Annotated in this window: 18 protein-coding genes; 9 read left to right on the top strand and 9 right to left on the bottom strand. The window is 73.4% G+C overall.

Going from position 1 to position 17,898, the window contains the following annotated elements; all coding sequences use genetic code 11:
- Nucleotides 1-21: 21 nt before the first annotated feature.
- Together AB0J76_RS44095 and AB0J76_RS44090 are read right to left on the bottom strand one after the other, a co-directional pair.
- A complete protein-coding gene (locus AB0J76_RS44095; protein WP_352322127.1) occupies nt 22-174 on the bottom strand; it encodes a hypothetical protein in 153 nt (50 codons plus the stop codon).
- 146 nt (nt 175-320) lie between these two features.
- Nucleotides 321-1,031, bottom strand: coding sequence for an amino acid racemase (locus tag AB0J76_RS44090; RefSeq protein WP_352322126.1), 711 nt, complete (start codon nt 1,029-1,031; stop codon nt 321-323).
- A 111-nt stretch (nt 1,032-1,142) separates the two neighbouring features.
- Here AB0J76_RS44090 and AB0J76_RS44085 point away from each other — a divergent pair, with 111 nt between their 5' ends.
- Nucleotides 1,143-2,183, top strand: coding sequence for an Lrp/AsnC family transcriptional regulator (locus AB0J76_RS44085; protein ID WP_352322125.1), 1,041 nt, complete (start codon nt 1,143-1,145; stop codon nt 2,181-2,183).
- 40 nt (nt 2,184-2,223) lie between these two features.
- Here the strand turns inward: AB0J76_RS44085 and AB0J76_RS44080 are convergent, their stop codons facing one another.
- Together AB0J76_RS44080 and AB0J76_RS44075 are read right to left on the bottom strand one after the other, a co-directional pair.
- A complete protein-coding gene (locus AB0J76_RS44080; protein ID WP_352322124.1) occupies nt 2,224-3,399 on the bottom strand; it encodes an amidase in 1,176 nt (391 codons plus the stop codon).
- 111 nt (nt 3,400-3,510) lie between these two features.
- Entirely contained in the window at nt 3,511-4,386 is an 876-nt protein-coding gene (locus tag AB0J76_RS44075) for a LysR family transcriptional regulator (RefSeq protein WP_352322122.1), read from the bottom strand.
- A 118-nt stretch (nt 4,387-4,504) separates the two neighbouring features.
- On the opposite strand from AB0J76_RS44075, the gene AB0J76_RS44070 reads away from it, so the two are divergent.
- The 4 genes from AB0J76_RS44070 to AB0J76_RS44055 are packed head-to-tail and all read left to right on the top strand — an operon-like array spanning nt 4,505 to nt 8,728.
- Complete coding sequence (locus tag AB0J76_RS44070; protein WP_352322120.1) at nt 4,505-6,067, top strand: amidohydrolase; 1,563 nt, start codon at nt 4,505-4,507, stop codon at nt 6,065-6,067.
- Between the two features lie 14 nt (nt 6,068-6,081).
- On the top strand, nt 6,082-7,044 hold the full coding sequence (locus tag AB0J76_RS44065) for an ABC transporter substrate-binding protein (protein ID WP_352322118.1): 963 nt from the start codon (nt 6,082-6,084) through the stop codon (nt 7,042-7,044).
- 2 nt (nt 7,045-7,046) lie between these two features.
- Complete coding sequence (locus AB0J76_RS44060) at nt 7,047-7,955, top strand: amino acid ABC transporter permease (RefSeq protein WP_352322116.1); 909 nt, start codon at nt 7,047-7,049, stop codon at nt 7,953-7,955.
- A 29-nt stretch (nt 7,956-7,984) separates the two neighbouring features.
- The gene (locus tag AB0J76_RS44055; protein ID WP_352322166.1) at nt 7,985-8,728 is read left to right on the top strand and encodes an amino acid ABC transporter ATP-binding protein; all 744 of its coding nucleotides are present in this window, start codon (nt 7,985-7,987) and stop codon (nt 8,726-8,728) included.
- A 32-nt stretch (nt 8,729-8,760) separates the two neighbouring features.
- Here the strand turns inward: AB0J76_RS44055 and AB0J76_RS44050 are convergent, their stop codons facing one another.
- The 3 genes from AB0J76_RS44050 to AB0J76_RS44040 form a co-directional block, all read right to left on the bottom strand.
- On the bottom strand, nt 8,761-10,044 hold the full coding sequence (locus tag AB0J76_RS44050) for a hypothetical protein (protein WP_352322114.1): 1,284 nt from the start codon (nt 10,042-10,044) through the stop codon (nt 8,761-8,763).
- Nucleotides 10,045-10,131: 87 nt separating this feature from the next.
- A complete protein-coding gene (locus AB0J76_RS44045; RefSeq protein ID WP_352322112.1) occupies nt 10,132-10,701 on the bottom strand; it encodes a hypothetical protein in 570 nt (189 codons plus the stop codon).
- A 31-nt stretch (nt 10,702-10,732) separates the two neighbouring features.
- Nucleotides 10,733-11,518 (bottom strand): hypothetical protein, encoded by a 786-nt coding sequence (locus AB0J76_RS44040; RefSeq protein ID WP_352322111.1) that lies wholly within the window; start codon nt 11,516-11,518, stop codon nt 10,733-10,735.
- A 290-nt stretch (nt 11,519-11,808) separates the two neighbouring features.
- On the opposite strand from AB0J76_RS44040, the gene AB0J76_RS44035 reads away from it, so the two are divergent.
- From AB0J76_RS44035 to AB0J76_RS44025, 3 genes are read left to right on the top strand one after another with little or no spacing between them, the layout of a single operon-like run.
- Nucleotides 11,809-13,437, top strand: a complete 1,629-nt coding sequence (locus AB0J76_RS44035; protein WP_352322109.1) for a PP2C family protein-serine/threonine phosphatase — start codon at nt 11,809-11,811, stop codon at nt 13,435-13,437.
- Nucleotides 13,434-14,537: a cobalamin B12-binding domain-containing protein gene (locus AB0J76_RS44030; protein WP_352322107.1), complete on the top strand. Its 1,104-nt coding sequence runs from the start codon at nt 13,434-13,436 to the stop codon at nt 14,535-14,537. Before AB0J76_RS44035 ends, AB0J76_RS44030 begins: the two co-directional genes overlap by 4 nt.
- The gene (locus AB0J76_RS44025; protein ID WP_352322105.1) at nt 14,534-14,902 is read left to right on the top strand and encodes an STAS domain-containing protein; all 369 of its coding nucleotides are present in this window, start codon (nt 14,534-14,536) and stop codon (nt 14,900-14,902) included. Before AB0J76_RS44030 ends, AB0J76_RS44025 begins: the two co-directional genes overlap by 4 nt.
- Before the next feature lie 96 nt (nt 14,903-14,998).
- Here AB0J76_RS44025 and AB0J76_RS44020 read toward each other — a convergent pair whose 3' ends face one another.
- Nucleotides 14,999-15,523 carry an STAS domain-containing protein gene (locus AB0J76_RS44020; RefSeq protein WP_352322103.1) on the bottom strand — a complete coding sequence of 175 codons (525 nt, stop codon included), beginning with the start codon at nt 15,521-15,523 and terminating at the stop codon, nt 14,999-15,001.
- Between the two features lie 152 nt (nt 15,524-15,675).
- Between AB0J76_RS44020 and AB0J76_RS44015 the strand changes: the two genes are divergently transcribed.
- Complete coding sequence (locus AB0J76_RS44015) at nt 15,676-16,695, top strand: lytic transglycosylase domain-containing protein (RefSeq protein ID WP_352322101.1); 1,020 nt, start codon at nt 15,676-15,678, stop codon at nt 16,693-16,695.
- Between the two features lie 19 nt (nt 16,696-16,714).
- On the opposite strand, the gene AB0J76_RS44010 is transcribed toward AB0J76_RS44015, so the two are convergent.
- Nucleotides 16,715-17,884 carry an FAD-dependent monooxygenase gene (locus AB0J76_RS44010; protein WP_352322099.1) on the bottom strand — a complete coding sequence of 390 codons (1,170 nt, stop codon included), beginning with the start codon at nt 17,882-17,884 and terminating at the stop codon, nt 16,715-16,717.
- Between the last annotated feature and the right edge of the window lie 14 nt (nt 17,885-17,898).

Raw genomic sequence — 17,898 nt, 5'->3', positions numbered from 1 at the left:
CGCGACCGCGAATCGTCTTTATCAGTAGTCGGAGACCCAGTCGGTGGGCGGGTTTCCGTTGGTGCCGTAGCAGCGCTGCATCGGCATGCCGCCCGCGACGAGGCCGAGATCGGCCTCCTCGATCACCGCCAGTTCGTCACCCAGATCGTCCAGACTCACGATCTTCTTGCTCATGGTCGTAACCTCCCTTCGCATCGAGCTGCGAGCCCCCCGGCTCGCGGACGTGCAGGCACGTCCTCAGCTCATGCGCCAAGCCCACCATCCGGAGATTGGAAGTGGCTTGGATGTGACTTGAGAGGCGGAAGTGAAAGAAGTCCGGTTCAGCCGCGCGCGGCCAGCGCCACGCGGACGACCTCGCGGGCCAGCAGCCGCGCGGGGTCCACGACGGGGACCGGGACCGTGGCCGGGTCCAGGGCGAGCAGCACCTCCGTGCACGCGGCCACCACGCGCCGGGCGCCGCGCGCGGCCATCGACCGGGCCTGCGCGGCCAGCGCGTCGGCGTGCTCGCGGCCGGCGCGGCCGCCCTTGACGGCGGCGATGGCGGCCATGACCTCGCGCTGGCCCGGCTCGTCCGGCTCGATCGGGGTCACGCCGTGCCGGCGCAGCGCGGGGCCGTACAGGTCGGCGCGGAGCGTGCCGGTGGTGGCCAGCAGCCCGGCGGCGCGGACGCCGTCGGCGGCGAGGGCGGCGGCGGTGACCTCGACGATGCTGACCAGCTCCAGCCCGGCCTCCTCGGCCAGGCGCGGCACGAACGCGTGCGCGGTGTTGCACGGCACGGCCAGCAGCTCGCACCCGGCCCCTCTGAGCGCCCCGATGCCGCGCCGCAACTGCGGGGTCGGGTCCTCCCCCTGCCCGAGCAGGCTCGTCGACCGGTCGGGGACGCGGGGGTCGCCCCAGATGACGACCGGCACGTGCTCCTGGTCGCTGGTGGCGGCGGTCTCCGCCACGAGCTTGCCGTAGAAGTCGACGGTGGCGGCCGGGCCCATACCGCCCAGCACGCCGACCATCCTGGCCCGGCCGAGCGAGGTCATCCGCGGGTCTCCCTTTCCGATGGCTGCGCCTGACGGCGGTCGGGGCCCAGGATCCCGGTATAGGGTGTCCCGACCGCTGGAACGCAGCAATCAGACATCGAGGGAGGATCAGTGCAGGATTCCGGCGTGGAGCCGCCGTCGTTGCTGGCCGAGTCCGACCTTGAGCTCATCGACGCTCTGCAGATCAGCCCGCGGGCGAGCTGGGTGGAGGTGGGGGCGGCCGTCGGGGCCGACCCGGTGACGGCGGCGCGGCGCTGGCAGCGGCTCACGAGCACCGGCGAGGCGTGGACCACGGTCGCCCTCGGCCCCCGCCAGATGCACGCGCTGAGCATGGCGTTCCTGGAGATCGACTGCGCGGCCGGCGCGGCGGCCGAGGTCGCGGCGGCGCTGGCGCGCGAGCGCCATCTGATCACCGTCCAGCACGTCGCCGCCGGGCACGACCTGTTCGTGATCGCCGTGGCCCCGTCGATGGCGGCCCTGGCCGATCACGTGCTCACCGCGCTGCCCCGGGTGCCGGGGGTGGCCAAGGTCCGCACGCACGTCGCCACGCGGGTGTTCGAGGCGTCGTGCCGGTGGCGGCTGCGGGTGCTGCCGCCGCGAACCGCCGCCGCCCTGGCCAGACGGCCGGCCGCGCCGGAGTCGACCAGGGAGATGGACGAGATCGACCGGCGGCTGTTCACCGCCCTGCTGCCCGACGGCCGCGCGCCCTACGCCGAGCTGGCCAGGGCGGTGGGCACGTCCGAGCGCACGGTCCAGCGCCGGCTGACCAGGCTGGTGGCCACCGGCGACCTCGACTTCCGCTGCGACCTGGCGCGGTCGCACGCGGGCTGGCACTCCGCCGCGCTCTTGTGGCTGCGGATGCCCGACGCGCTGCTGGAGGAGACCGGCCGGGCGCTGCTCGGCTGGCCGGAGACGCGTACGTGCGCGGCGCTCGCCGGGCCGCGGAACATGCTGCTGACGGTGGGCCTGCACGGCGTGGCCGACCTGCATCCGCTGGTGGTGCGGCTGGAGGAGCGTTTTCCGCACGTGACGGTGGCCGACCGGCAGATCGTGCTGCGCCAGTCGAAGCTGTACGGGCGGCTGCTCGACCCGTACGGGCGGTGCGCCGAGGTCGTGCCGGTGGACCCGTGGAGCCTGCCCAGCGCGGCCTGACCGGCGGATCCTTGAGGGTCAGCGCGGCGATCCGCGAGGGTCAGCGCGGCTCGGGGATCGTCCCGCCGCGGGCCTCCCTGCACATCCCCGCCCGCAGCACGGCGGCCTCGCTCGTGGCGACGAGCTGCAGGTCGCCGACGGCAAGGGCGGGCAGGCCGAGCGCCGACACCGTCGCGGTGATCCGGCCGACCTCGCCGCGCACCCGGGCCTCGTCGCAGCCGACCCTGGGCGCGGGGGCGCCGAGCGTCGGCATGACCAGCAGGTCGATGCCCTCGATGCCGGCCGTGAACGCGGCCCGCAGCGCCGCCAGCCGCTCGACGGCCCGCCGGTAGTCGTCGTGCCCGATTCCGCCGGCGGCCGCCAGCTTGGCCCGTACCTCGGGGCTGTAGCGGGCGGCGCACTCGGGGAAGGTGCCCTCGTGCGTCCGGCGCGCCTGCGCGCTCACGATCGTCCAGTACGGTTCCAGCACCTCGGCGGGCAGGGCCACCTCGCGCAGCCGCGCGCCCAGCTCGGCGAAGTCCCCGGCCTGGGCGCAGCCCTCCGCGACGCCCACGACCAGTCCGGCCAGCGAGTCGGGCGGCTCGACGTCCTCGCCGGTCAGCGCCTGCCAGACGCGGGCGCAGTCGGCGACCGAGGTGGTCATCGGGCCGACCACGTCGAAGGCGGGGGCGAGCGGCGCCACCCCGGCGGCGGGCACGGCCCCCGCACGCGGGCGCAGCCCGACCACGCCGCAGCAGGCCGCGGGCATGCGCACCGAGCCGCCGGTGTCGGTGCCGAGCCCGAACCGGGCGATCCCGGCCGCGAGCGCCGCGGCGGTGCCGCCGCTGGAACCGCCGGGGGTCAGGTGCGGGTGCCGCGGGTTGCCCACGTCGCCCCAGTGCGGGTTCTCGCTGGTCACGCCCCAGGCGAACTCGTGCTGGTTCGCCTTGCCGACCAGCAGCGCGCCCGCCCCGTCCAGGAGCTCGACGCAGCGGGCGTCGGCCAGGGCCGGTTCGGCGCCGTACAGGGCGGAGCCGCGGGTGGTGGGCAGGCCGGCCACGTCGATCATGTCCTTGACGACGTACGTCCAGTTCCGCAGGGGGCCGTCCGGCGTGCGGCGGTCGTCGCGCCCGAGGCGGCCGAGGACGGGTTCCTGGCCGGCCTCGATGAGGATGTGCTGCCCGCTGTGGAGGCGGATCGCCTCGACGGACCGGGCGATCGCCGCCTCGCGTTCCACGGTGGAAGATCTCCTTAGCCTTGCGCGGGCACGGCGACGCCAGGTGACGCGCGGCCCGGGGATGATCCGGCACATGCTGGCAGATGGGCCCCGGCCGCGTCGAGAGGCGGTTCAGACGGTCAGCTCGTCCAGCAGCCACTGCAGGCGGGCGGTCTCGCGGTCGGGGTGGACCAACGTGAAGATGCTGCGGCTGATGTTGAGCCACGGCACGTCGACCACCACGACGTCCTCGCCGTGGCCGCGCAGCGCGAGGTCGGGGATGAGGGCCGCGCCCACGCCGGCGCCGATCAGCGACAGGGTGATCTTGAAGTCGTCGGAGTGGCAGACCACCCGCGGGTGCAGGCTCCAGTGGGCGAACAGGGCCTCGAAGAGGGTGGCGTCGCTGCTGGCCGGGTGGTGCATGATCCACGGCAGGTCCACGAGCTGCTCCGCCCGGTACGGCGACAGGTCCGGCCAGAGCCTGGGAAGCACGAGCCGGTACCGGTCCTCGGCGATCCACCGCCTGGTCAGCACCGACGGCCACGACAGCCCGGTGTTGCCGACCTGGTAGACCACCGCGGCGTCCATCTCGCCGCCGCTGCCCAGACGGGCGATGAGCTGCGAGGACTCGGCGACCGACAGCCGGATCCCGGCCCGGTCCTCCGGTTCCATCCGCCGCATGACGTCGGCCAGCACGCCGGTGAAGCTGGGGAACAGCCCGAGCCGGATCTGCGGCTCGCTGTTGCGGTGCACCGCCTGGACGGTGGCCACCATGCGCTCGATGTCGGCCAGCACGGTCTCGGCCTGCCTGGCCAGCACCTCCGCCGCGCTGGTCGGCAGCACGCTGTGGGCGAAGCGGTCGAACAGCCGCACGCCGGTCTCCCGCTCCAGCGCGGCCATCTGCTGGGAGACGGCCGAGGAGGTGTAACCGAGCCGGTTCGCCGCCGCCGCGAACGACCCCAGACGCACGACCTCACGCAGTGTGCGCAGATGTTCCGGCTTGAGCATAAGCGTTCCTTGCTCTCAGCGCTGCTAAATGTCGTGTTTATATCGCTTCCTACTTCTTTCCGCCACTTCTACAGTGAGCCGCACCACCCCCACCCGAAACCCCTGAGAGATCCATGACATGCGCGTATACCGCAACGCCACCATTCGCACCGGCACCAACGGCGCCCCCGCCGCCCAGGCCATGGCCGTGGACGGCGAGCTGATCGTCGCCGTCGGAACCGAGGCCGACGTGCGCGCGGCGGCGGGCCCGGGAGCCGAGCTGGTGGACCTCGACGGCGCCGCCGTCCTGCCCGGCCTGTACGACGCCCACATCCACACGGCCCAGTACGCCCAGAGCCTCGGCGCGGTCGACCTGCGCGACGTGCGCTCCCTGGACGAGGCCCTGGCCAAGGTGGCCGAGCACGCGGCGACCCTGCGGCCGGGCGCCTGGCTGTTCGGCGGCCGGTGGAACAGCAACATCTGGAACCCGCCGGTCCAGCCCGACCGCAAGGCCCTCGACTCGGTCTGCCCCGACCTGCCGGTGGCGCTGCCCAACATCGACGGCCACACCGTCTGGGCCAACTCCGCCGCCCTGCGGATGGCCGGGATCGACGCCTCCACCCCCGACCCGGTCGGCGGCGAGATCGTCAGGGACGCGTACGGGGAGCCCACCGGCATCCTGCGCGAGTCCGCCTCCTACCCGCTGCGCGCCCTCATGGTCTCCGGCGACCTGCGCGACCGGCTGCGCGCCGGCCAGGAGGAGCTGCTGTCGTTCGGGCTGACCAGCGTGCACGACATCGACGGCGAGGACTGCCGGGCCGCCTACCTGGAGCTGCGCGACGCCGGCGAGCTGAAGATCCGCGTGCACAAGGCGATCCCCACGGTCGCCCTGGAGGCCGCCATCGCCGAGGGCCGCCGTACCGGCCAGGGCGACGACTGGGTCCGGACCGGGCCGGTCAAGGTGTTCAGCGACGGCGCGCTCGGCTCGCACACCTGCCACATGCACGAGGCGTTCGCCGGTGAGCACGACAACACCGGCATCGCGGTCACCCCGTACGAAGACCTCGTACGGATCTTCAGCAAGGCGGCGGCGGCCGGCATCGCGGTCGCCACGCACGCCATCGGCGACCGCGCCAACCGGCTGGTCCTCGACGCCTACGAGGCGATCGGGCCCACCGCCGGCCTGCGGCATCGCATCGAGCACGCCCAGCACCTGCGCCCCCAGGACCTGACCAGGATGGCCCGGCTGGGCGTCGTCGCCTCGATGCAGCCGGTGCACTGCACCACCGACATCGCGCTGGTGGACTCGCTGCTCGCCGGCCACGACCTGGCCTCCTACGCCTGGCGAGGCATGCTCAACGCCGGGGTCGCGCTGGCCTTCGGCTCCGACGCGCCGGTGGAGAGCCCCGACCCGTGGGCCGCACTGTACGCCGCGGTCACCCGTACCCGGCAGGACGGCACGCCCGCCGGCGGCTGGCAGCCCGAGCAGCGGCTGAGCATGGCAGAGGCGATCACCGCGCACACCCTCGGCGCCGCGTACGCGGCCGGCGAGCAGGACCGCAAGGGCGTGCTCGCGCCCGGCATGCTCGCCGACTTCATCGCCGTGGACACCGACCCGTACCTGGAGCCGCCGGAGGCGGTGCTGCGCACCCAGGTCCTCACCACCGTCGTCGGCGGCGAAGTCCGCTGGCAGCGATCCTGAAGGAGCACCCCCTCGTGAACATCCGCACTCTCTCCGCCCTCGCCGCCGGCGCGCTGCTGGCCGCCACCACCGCCTGCGGCGCCCAGTCCCTGGACGACGGCGGCGCCGCCGCGGCCCCCGCGGACGGCGGCGCGGCGGCGGTCACGCTCGACCAGGCCCCCACCGAGGAGAAGGCGGCCGACGTGATCAACGCCATCACCCCGGACCAGGCTCTCGCCGCCAAGGCGCCCGCCCGCCTGAAGACGCAGGGCCTGAAGGTCGTCACGTCCGTCGGCTACCCGCCCATGGAGCTGTACGCGAGCGACGGCAAGACGGCGATCGGCTTCGACCCGGCGCTGGCCAGGGCCATCGCCAGGAAGCTCGGCGCCAAGGTGACCATCTCCGACGAGGAGTTCAACTCGCAGATCCCCGGCGTGCTCACCGGCCGCTACGACTTCGTCATCTCCTCGATGAGCGACACGCCGGAGCGGCAGAAGCAGGTCACCTTCGTGGACTACGTGCAGGCCGGCGCCGGTCTGCTGGTCAAGAAGGGCAACCCGGCCAAGATCAGCGGCCCGGCCGAACTGTGCGGCAAGACGGTGTCCGTCGTCGACAACGGCTCGTCCATGGAGCTGGCCGAGCAGTACGACGCCGACTGCAAGAAGGCCGGCAAGGCGGCCGTGAACATCCTGAAGTTCCCCGGCGACCAGGAGGCCCTGATCCAGGTCACCGGCGGGCGGGCGCAGGCCACCATCACCGACTACGTGGTGGCCGCCAGCAAGGCCGCCGACCCCAAGCTGGACGTCGAGGCGATGGCCCTGGACGGCACCGAGAGCCCGTGGGGCATCGGCATGAAGCCCGACGACAAGGAGCTCGTCGACGCGGTGAAGGGCGCGCTCGACTCCCTCATCACCGGCGGCGAGTACGCCAAGCTGCTGAAGGCGTGGAACCTGGACAAGCTGGCCGTCCAGTCCGCTGTCGTCAACGGCGGTAAGTGACCATGCGCACGGAACCCTTCACCGGGCCGTCCGGGGAGCACGTCCCGGTCGCCAGGACCCGCCACTGGGGCCGTCTGCTGGCCGCGGCGGTCGTGACGGCGATCGCCGGCTGGCTGGTCTACCTGGTCGTGGTGAACCCGCGCCTCGACTGGGGCAAGGTCGCCGAATACCTGTTCAACGACCGCATCCTCGCCGGGGTCTGGGTCACCATCGAGATCTCGGTGCTGGCGACCGTGCTGGGGCTGGTGCTCGGCGTCGCCGTGGCGATCATGCGGCTGTCGCACAACCCGGTGCTCAGCGGGCTGGCCACGCTCTACATCTGGTTCTTCCGCGGCACGCCGGTGCTGGTGCAGCTCATCTTCTGGTACAACCTGGCCTTCCTGTTCCCCGAGCTGGTGCTCAAGGTGCCGTTCACCATGATCGGCGTCAAGTGGGACACCAACGAGGTGATGACCGGTTTCACCTCGGCCATGCTGGGGCTCGGGCTGAACCTGGCGGCGTACTTCGCCGAGACCGTGCGGGCCGGGATCCAGGCCGTCGACCACGGCCAGACCGAGGCCGCGTACGCGCTGGGCATGACCCCGGCCAAGCGCATGCGCGTGATCGTGCTGCCGCAGGCGCTGCGGATCATCATCCCGCCCACCGGCAACGAGTTCATCTCCATGCTGAAGACCACGTCGCTGGTCTACGTGGTGGCCGGGCACGACCTGATGACCAACGCCAGCCAGATCTACAAGGCCAACAACCTGATCATGGAGCTGCTCATCGTGGCGAGCCTGTGGTACATGCTGATGACCGCCGTCGCGACCTTCCTCCAGGGCCGCCTGGAACGCCGGTTCGGCTCCGAGGCCGTACGGCTGGTCCGCGGCGGCGGGCTCGCGGCCCGGATCCTGCCGAAGGCGGCGGCGTGAGCCCCGTCGTGCACGCCACGGGCGTGCGCATGGGCTTCGGCGACACGCAGGTGCTCAACGGCGTCGACTTCACCGTCGCGCCGGGCGAGGTGAGCTGTGTGATCGGGCCGTCCGGATCGGGCAAGTCGACCTTCCTGCGCTGCGTCAACGGGCTGGAGCCGGTGCTCGGCGGCAGCCTGCGGGTGCTCGGCGAGGAGGTCGGGCACAGCCTGCGCGAGGGCCGCTACCGGCCGTGGACGCCCAAGGAGTTCGCCGTCTTCCGCCGCCGGATCGGCATGGTGTTCCAGCGGTTCAACCTGTTCGCCCACCAGAGCGCGCTGGAGAACGTGGCCTGCGCCCCCGTCCACGTCCTCGGCGTCTCCGCGGAGCGGGCCCGGGCGACCGCGATGGAGCACCTGGAGCGCGTCGGCCTGGCCGCCCACGCGCACAAGCGGCCCCACCAGCTCTCCGGCGGCCAGCAGCAGCGGGTCGCCATCGCCAGGGCGCTGGCGATGAGCCCGCAGCTGATGCTGTTCGACGAGCCCACGTCCGCGCTCGACCCCGAGCTGGTGGACGAGGTGCTGGAGGTCATGCGCGGCCTGGCCGCCGACGGCATGACGATGGTCGTGGTCACCCACGAGATCGCCTTCGCCAGGGAGGTCGGCGACCGGCTGGCCTTCTTCGCCGACGGGGTCGTGGTCGAGAGCGGCCCGCCGGCCGAACTGCTGGCCAACCCGGGACACGAACGGACCAGGGCGTTCCTGTCCAGCGTCCTGACCCAGGACCGCACCTGAGGCGAGGGGGCTCCGCCCGCCGGAGCCCCCTTCTAGGGGTCGCGCCGACGCGCGCTGAACCGCAGGAACCCGGCGGTCTGCGTCACGACGACGAGCAGCGAACCGGCGATCAACGCCAGCCACAGCCCCCGCAGCCCCCAAGCCCGCGCCGCCGGACCCGCCACGGACGCCAGCACGCCGTTCCCCAGGACGGCCGACCCCAGCGTCCAGGACGACCGCCTGAGCGCCGTCAGCCCGGCCGACATCACGATCGCGCAGTGGTCGGCCAGGGCGTGCACCACCGACAACGGCAGCAGGCCGACGGCGACGGCGAGCACGGCGGCGTCCGAGGTGAACAGCCCGAGCACCGCCTCCCCCAGGACGACCAGCACCAGCCCACCGGCCAGCACACCGGCGGCGGCGATCGTCAGCGCCGCCCGGTTCAGCCGGCGGGCCTGGCCCGGCAGGGCCGCCCTGGCGATCTCCGGCGTCGCGGCCTGCGCGACCGCCACGGCGGCCAGCCCCAGGAGTCCGTGCAGCGACAGCAGGACGGCGTGCGCGGCCGCCCCCTGCGCCCCGGTCCGCGCGGCGGCGTACGTCACCCCGCCCATGACCGCGAACTTCACGACGAGCGTGGCCGACATCGGGACGCCCACCCGCGCCATCCGCACGATCTCCCGCCACCGCGGGCGGCCCGGCCACGACGACCGCCCGGCCAGCTCGGGCAGGCGCAGCAGCAGCGCATTGGACACGACCACGGCCACGGCGGTGGACGCCACCAGCGCCACCCCGCTGCCCTGGACGCCCATCCGCGGCACCAGGACGAGCTGCAGCACCACCCCCGTGGCCGTGCTCGACAACCCGGACCGGAGCACCAGCCTGCTGTGTCCGAGCGCGACCAGCACGCCGCCGGCGCCGCTGCCCGCCGCGTACAGCAACACCTGGAGCGCCAGCAGCGGCGGCAACGCCCCGAACTCGGCCACCACCTCGCCGGGCGCCCCGCCGATCCGCGCGATCACAGGGACGCCGAGCATGACGCCCGCGCCGGCCGTGCCGAGCCCGGCGGTGAGCCACCGCGCGTCCTTCAGGACGAGCAGCGCCTCCGCCGGACGGTCCCGGCAGGCGGCGACGAACGGCGCCATCCCCCGCAGACCACCCGACACCGCCGCCGTCACGGGGGTGAGCACAGCGTTGACCAGCGCGAAGGCCGCCAGTTGGGCCGTGGCCTGGCGGCCGAGGAGTGAGGTGGTGACGAGCTGGGCGACGATCCCGGCGCTCATGGACAGAAAGAGCGGGACGGCCGCGGCGAGCAGCGCTCGATGAGGTGTGGAGGGCATGACATGCAAGATCCCGGGAGCGCCTGCCCGCCGGGATGCATGATCATTATATCGGTGGGCCGCCCGTCCTGTCTGCCCCTTCGCGTCTCAGCCGCCGTTGAGGTGGCCCTGCTCAAGGGGGCGTCCGGAGTGTGGGTCGAGGGTGACCGTCCGCGCGGGCCGGTCGTCCAGGCGGACGTGTGCGGGGTCGAGCCAGGTCACCCTGGGCGGGCCGTCGTCGGGTCCGGCGGTGAAGCGCTCCGTCAAGGGCCATTCGCGGGTCAGCAGGCCGTCGTCCCGGCGGACCACGAGCCTCCAGTCGGGGGCGATCCAGTCGTCGGACAGCACCCGCACCTCCAGCCCGCTGCCGTCCGGGCCGGGGATCCTGGCATGCACCCGCATGCCGGTAACGAGAGCGATCAGCCCGGCCATCGCCCAGATCATCACGAGCGCGACGGCGGGCGCGCGCGGACCGCCGCCGAAGGCGAGCGCCCCGGAGACGACGACCAGGCTCGCCGCCAGCGTCCCCAGCAGGACGGGCCGGTCGAGCAGCACGTAGTGCCCGAGGCCGCCGACCAGGGCGGCCGCCACCGCGACCACCGCCAGAACCAGCAGCCCGGCGGCCACCCGCGCGTGCGCACGCGAGGCCACGGCCTCCGGCTTCGGATCATCGTTCATGTTCATCGAGGTGTTCCGCGGCACGGCCGGGTCAGCCGAACCTGACCTCCAGCCTGATCCGCTGGTTGGTCCCGCTCTGCTCGAAGTCTGCGGTGACCTGCGGGCCGAAGGCGGCCGAGCCGGTCAGCTTCACCTGGAGCGGGTAGACCTTGCCACTGGTGGCCGAGCGGTAGGTCGCGGTGATGCGGTACCGGCCCAGGGGCACGTCGACCACCGCCCAGCCGCTGTCCGTGTAGACCGGTGCGCGGCCGGAGACGACCTTGCCCTCGCTGCCGTCGATCAGCGGGCCGACCGGGGTCATCGTCAGCCGTACGTTCTCCTGGTCGACGTCCTCCGGGAGGTTGTCGAACCAGAGGTTCGTGGCGACCAGGCCGCCGTAGTACCGGCCGTCGGCGCCCGGCCGCCTGCCGGTCACGCGCCAGGTGAAGTTCCGCACCCCGCCCGCGCTCGCCCGGACGGAGCCGGTCGAGGACGGCTCCAGGTCGAAGGTGTACTGCCGCCCGTGGAACTGCCGCGTCACCGAGGCGCTGACCAGCCAGGACGACGGCTCGCGCGGCAGTTGCGCCCGGTAGAGGCCGTTGCCGTCGCTGTGCAGCACGATGTCGCTGTTGTAGTAGCGCCGGTCCTTCACCACGACCTTGGCGCCCTGGACCGGGCGTCCGGCCGAGTTCACCACCTTGCCCCGCACCACGTACGCCGCCGCGCCGACGCTCGCGTCCGCCGTGCCGGCGGAGCCCGGCGCGCAACCGAGCACCGCGCTCAGGACGAGCGTCGCCCCCGTCCTGCCCAGAACCGACCGGGTCCTCGTCTCGCCCATCTTCTCCCCGTCCGCCGACTGTGTCCTGACTGACCAGACCCTGGCCGCGGCTCCTTGGAAACGACTGGAAACCGCTGGAGACGGCCGGTGGGAGGCGCTCGACCGGGCCGTCCGCGGCTGGGGCGGTGGGCGAGCCTCGGCTACAGTGGGGAGAAGAACGTGTATACGCAACCATTCTTCAGGGAGGCAGGGCCCGTCACGGCGGGCTCGTTGTTTTGACAGGTCTGACGAGCAGTCTGGGACAGGACGAAACCGGGACCGTGTGGCGCGGCGCCCCTTACCCGGTCCTGGTGGTGGACACCGCGGGTGTCATCACCCAGGCCAACGACGCGGCGCTGCGGCTGCTGCCCGGCGCGGTCCCCGGCGCGGCGCTGGCGGACAGCGCTCCCGCCTGGCTCTCCCACGCCCACGCCGCCACAACCCCTCTCCCTGACGCCGCCCTTCCCGACGCCGCCCTTCCGGACGCCGCCCTTCCGGACGGCGCTCTTCCCGACGGCGCTCTTCCCGGCGGTGTGCGTGGTTCGATCGGGGCGGCCACGTTCGAGGCGCGTCCGGTCCGCGACGGCGACGTGATCGCCTGGTGGCTGGCCGACACCACCGAACTCGACCGCGCCACCCAGGCCCTGCACCTCGAACGCGAGCGCACGTCGTTCCTCGACAAGGCCTCCAGCGAGCTGCTGTCCTCGCTCAACCTCGATCGCTGCCTGGAGGTGACCGCCCGGCTGGCCGCCCGCCACCTGGCCGACGCCGCGCTGGTCATCCTGCCGCCCTACCGGCGCCGGCACCCCATCGCGTACTGCGGGCCGGACGGCGTCGTCGTCCGCGAGGAGCTGGCCGTCGATCCCGAGGCCGTGCCCGGCCTGGCCGAGGCGCTGCAGGGCTACCCGCCCCTGCCCTCCCGCTGGATCGACCCCGCCGCCGCCCCCGCCTGGCTGGCCCGCGACGGGCTCGACGAGATCGGCTCGATGGTGGTGACCGCGCTGCCCGGCCACGGCGTCCCGGCCGGGGCGCTCGTCCTGCTGCGCGGCAGCGGCCAGGCGTGCTTCTCCGACGGCGAGGAGGTCTTCGCCCGGCTGTTCGCGGCCCGCGCGGGGGCCGCGGTGTCCGCCGCCCGCCTGTACGCCGAGCAGGCCGACATCACCGAGACCCTCATGCGCGAGCTCCTGCCGCCCCGCGTGCGGAGCCTGCACGGCGTCGAGGTCGCCGCCCGCTACCGTCCCTCGGAGCACACCGCCCGGGTCGGCGGCGACTTCTACGACCTCCACCCGCCCACCGAGCCCGGCCAGGAGTCGCTGGTGGTGCTCGGCGACGTGGCCGGCAAGGGCCTGGAGGCCGCCGTGCTCACCGGCAAGATCCGGCACACCCTGCAGGCCCTGCTGCCGATGGCCGGCGACCATCAGCGCGTGCTCGAACTGCTCAACGGCGTTCTCGTCAAGGGCGGCGACCGCTCCCGCTTCGTCACGCTCGTCCTGGCCTCGATCCAGCGGGCCGGGAACCGCGTCCTGCTCCGGGTCACCAGCGCCGGGCACGCGCCGCCGCTCGTCGTACGCGGCGACGGGCGCGTCGACGTGGCCAGCACCAAAGGCACCCTCATCGGCATGCTCGAACGCGTCACGAGCGTCACCGACACCGTGGTCCTGGAACCCGGCGAGACCTGCCTGCTCTACACGGACGGCATCACCGAGGCCATGGGCGGCCCGCTCGGCGACGAGATGTTCGGCGACGAGCGGCTGCAGGAGGAGTTGCGGCAGTGCGGCGGCATGCCGCCCGAGGCGATCACCGAACGTGTGGAGATGTTGTCGTCCCAGTGGGTAGGAGGTGGCGATCACGATGACATGGCCGTCATCGCCATCACCGCGCCGCGCGGGGCCCATCTGAGCGCGGTGGGAGGACACGGACGGGGAAGGTTCACCGCATGACGCACGCAGACGGACTCTCCGCCTGGCGCGAAAAACTCTGGGACGCCGCCGTCGCCGGAGACGAGTACGCCGCCACGGACGCCGCGCTCGCCGCGCTCGACCAGGACATCTCGCTGGAAACCCTGCTGCTGCACGTGGTCGCCCCCGTACAGGCCCGCGTCGGCCTGGAGTGGGAGAGCAACCAGATCACCGTGGCCCAGGAGCACACCGCCACCGCCGTCAACGAGCGGGTGCTGGCCGCGCTCGCCCACCACCCCGCCGCCCGCGCCGCCGCCGCGAGCGGCCCGGCGCTCGGGCGCATCGCCGTCGCCTGCATCGACGGCGAGTGGCACGCCATGCCCGCCCGCATCCTGTCCGAGGTGCTGCGGCTGCGCGGCTGGCAGGTCGACTACCTGGGCGCGCAGGTGCCGACGCACCACCTCATCACCCACCTCCACCGCACGGCCTGCGACGTGGTGGCGCTGTCCAGCTCCATCCCGACCCGGCTGCCCGGCGCCCACGCCGCCATCACCGCCTGCCAGGCGACCGGCACGCCGGTGATGGTCGGCGGCGCCGCCTTCGGACCCGACGGCCTCTACGCCGGCCTGCTCGGCGCCGACGCCTGGGCCGCCGACGGCGCCGCCGCCGCCGACCGGCTCGCCGCCGGCCCGCTGACCCGCCCCGTCGCCCCCCGCCAGGCCGTCGACGACCTGCCGCACCTGGACGACCAGGAGTACACCATGGTCAGTCGGTCGGCCCGGGCCCTGGTCAGGGACGTCATGGGCGGCCTGGAGGAACGCATCCCGGCGATGGCGGACTACACGCCGCAGCAACGCAGGCACACCGCCGAGGACATCCTGCACATCGTCGACTTCCTGGCCACCGCGCTCTACGTGGACGACCCCGGCCTGTTCACCCGGTTCCTCACCTGGACGGCCGGCGTCCTGACCGCTCGCGGCGTCCCGGCGGGCACGCTGCTGCCGGCACTCGACCTGCTGGGCAGGCGGCTGGAGGACTTCCCGCGCGCCTCGGCCCTGATCAGCAACGGGCGCGACGCCGTGAGCGCCGCGGCCGTCCCGACCGACAAGACCCCGCTCCCCGGCCACGGAAAGATCGCATGACCGCCTTCGCCCCCGACCCGCTGACCCTCGTCCAGGCCACGCCCCGCCCGGGGGTGCTGCGCGTCGCCGTCACCGGCGACCTGGACTACAACACTGCGCGAGAGCTCCTGACCACCGCCCTCGCCGCGCTCGCCGACGGCGGCCTGACCGACCTGCACCTCGACTTCGACGGCCTGCACTTCTGCGACTCCAGCGGCCTGTCGGCGCTGCTGATGATCCACCAGCACGCCGTGACGGCCGGCACCCGGCTGCACCTGGAGCAGCGCCCGCGGGTGCTGGAGCGGCTGCTGGACGTCAGCGGCACGTACGAGCACCTCACCGGCGCCCCGGCCGGCGTCCCCCAGCACTCCTTCACCCAGGACTGATCCCCACCGCCCGTCCTGGGTCTTCACCCAGACTGACTCCCGGCGTCCGTGACTGACTATCCCGGCGTCCGTCCGCCGGGATCCGGCCGGCCTGGTTCAGCCGGCGGCGGCCTCGTCGGCCGTGTCGCTTCTCGTGCGTCGCAGGATCGCCGCCCCGGCGATCGCGGCGGCCACCGTGTCGCCCATGGCGATGTGGTCGGCCAGCCCCGTACGCCGCATCATGTTGGCGCAGATCGGGGGCGGCGCGGCCACCGCCAGATCGCCGCCGGCGTCACGCGCCTGCCGCCACAGCGCGATGACGACGGACAGCCCGGTGGAGTCGAAGAACTCGATGCCCCTGAGGTCGAGCACGACCATCGGCGCCGCGCTGTCGCCGTTGTCATCGTGCCCGGCGTTGTCACTGTTCCCGGCGCTGTCGCCGTTCCCGGCGCTGTCGCTGTTCCCGGCGTTGTGGCCGCCGGTCACGACGCCGAGCGCCCATTGCCGGAACTCGGGTCTCTGCATGTAGTCGAGCTCCCCGCTCAACCCCATGACCAGGCACCCGTCCGCCTGTCTCGTCTCCGCCCGCAACCGGGGCCCTCGCCAGCTCGTCTCGTCCGCTCCGCCGTCGATGCCGATCACCTCCCGGTGGTTCCTCTCCTACCCGGCCGATTCCGGGCCACGCCGCCGTCCTGTGAGAAGCGTACGCATCCCAGGTGTCGAGTGCCGCCCGGCGGAGTGCTACAAGGCGAGATGTCCGGTATGAAGCCGTGATGCAGGTAGGTTGGCCGACCATGGACGACCTCCGACGCCCGTTCCGCGCCCGCCCGCCGAAGCCCCGCACCGGCCGGGGCCGTACGCTCGCCTGTCTGCTGCTGGTGAGCGCGGCAGTCGCCGGGACGGCCGGATGCGGCGCCACGGCCACGACCACCGCCCCCTCCCCCACGTCCACCCCCTCCTCGGCCTCCAAAACGGCGGAGGTCCCCTCCTCGGCCTCCGCCACGGCGGCGGACGCCTCCCCGTCCGCGACGGCGAGCGCCGGCGCCTCCTCCGGCCAGGCGCTCCCCGCCCCCGGCGCGCCGCTCCCCACCGACCCCGCCCGCCTGGCGACGGCCCTGCGCGACACGACCACCGCCCTGAACGCGGCCATCGACCGCTGGCGCCCCTCGACGGGCGCCCCGCCGCGGGACGTCGAACTCCTGGCCCTCTACCAGCAGCGCCTCTACCGCCACGCCGCCCGCAACCGCGCCCTGGCCGACCGCGCCTTCGCCCGCCTGCCCGCCGCCCTCGCCGCCCAGGCCAAGGACAACGTCAGCGCCCTGCGCGAACTGCTGGCCCTGACCCGGCCCATCAAGCCGTCCGCCGTGTTCAAGGTGCAGCCGGCCCGCCCGGCCGCCGAACTGCTCGGCCACTTCAAGCGGGCCGAGCGCCGCTTCGGGGTGGAATGGGAGGTGCTGGCGTCGGTGATGTTCGTCGAGACGAAGTTCGGACGGGTACGCGCCGACAGCCACGCCGGCGCCCAGGGGCCCATGCAGTTCATGCCGGCGACCTGGCGCGCGTACGGGATGGGCGGCGACGTCCGAAACCCCCGGGACGCCGTCATGGGCGCGGCCAACTACCTCCACGCCAGCGGCGCCCCCCGCGACTACCGGCGGGCCCTGCACGCCTACAACCCGTCCCAGGCGTACGTGGACGCCGTCCTCCTGCACGCCCGCCAGATGCGCCGCGACCCGCGCGCGTACTACGCGTACTACAACTGGCAGGTCTTCGTCCTCACCACAGCAGGCGAACGCCGCCTGACCGGCCCGAAGTAGTCCCGGCCCCCGGGTCGCTTCACCGGACCCGGGTGTACTCCGGCAAGGGGCGGGGGTTCCTGGTCTGGACGCGGCGTTCCACCGCTCCCATGGCCTTCAGCAGCGGGAGGCGGATCAGGGCGTCCCGGACGCATCGGCCGCCCTCGGTTCTCGGCACCATGAGCCGGACGTTCGGGCCGATCTGCTGCTTCCTGGCCACCAGCGGACGATGGACGGCCTCGTACCGCGCGAAGGCGACACGGTGCTCACCGCCGGCGGCGGCGAGCTCCCCCGCCAGCCGGTACGCCCCCACCAGGGCCAGCTCCGCGCCCGCCCCGGAAGCCGGCGAGGCGCACCAGGCGGCGTCGCCGACGAGCACGACGCGGCCCTTCGACCAGGAGTCCATGTGCACCTGGCCCAGCGCGTCGAAGTAGAAGTCGGGGTCGGCCAGGGCCGAGTCGAGCAGCTCCCGGGTACGCCAGGACGTCTCGCCCCCGAACGTCCGGCTCACCAGCCGCTTGTGCTCGGCGACGTCCCGGCGGTCGTAGTCCAGCGGCGCGGAACGGAAGATGAAGTACGCCTTGGCCTGCGCGTGGTTGCCCGACCGGTAGATGCCGGCCATGCGTCCCGGCGTGTTGAACATCGTGACCCAGCGGTCCTCCCCGAGCGCGGCGTCGGCGTCGGCGAAGGCGAAGTAGTGGTCCTTGTGCCGGACGAACTCCTCCTCCGGCCCGAAGGCCAGCCGCCGCACGTGGGAGTGCATGCCGTCGGCGCCGACGACCAGGTCGAAGGCGCGGGCGGGCGCGTGCTCGAAGGCGACTCGCACACCCTGCTCGTCCTGGTCCAGGCTGCTGATCGCGTCACCGAACATGATCTGCACGTCGGTCGCCTCGCGCAGCAGCGTCACCAGGTCGCCGCGCATTATCTCCACCGAGCCGGGGTCGCGGGTGTCGACGCGGGCGACGGGCCGGCCGCCGGCGTCCACGAACTTCATGCCGTGCACGTCGGCGGCCAGCGCGCGCACCTGCGGCATGAGGCCCATCCTCGCGGCCACCTCGACGGCGTGGTCACGCAGGTCCACACCGTTGCCGCCGGCGCGCAGGCGCGGGGCGCGCTCGACGACGGTGGGCCGGAAGCCCAGCCGGGCCAGCCAGTACGCCAGGGCCAGCCCGGCGATGCCGGCTCCGGAGATCAGGACGCGCTCGTTCACTGAGGCTCCTCGGG

Origin of the sequence: Nonomuraea sp. NPDC049624, assembly GCF_040675255.1 — a bacterium.
Lineage (GTDB): Bacteria > Actinomycetota > Actinomycetes > Streptosporangiales > Streptosporangiaceae > Nonomuraea.
The sequence above is the reverse complement of the archived record's forward strand: the minus strand, read 5'-3'. Positions and strand labels throughout refer to the sequence as shown.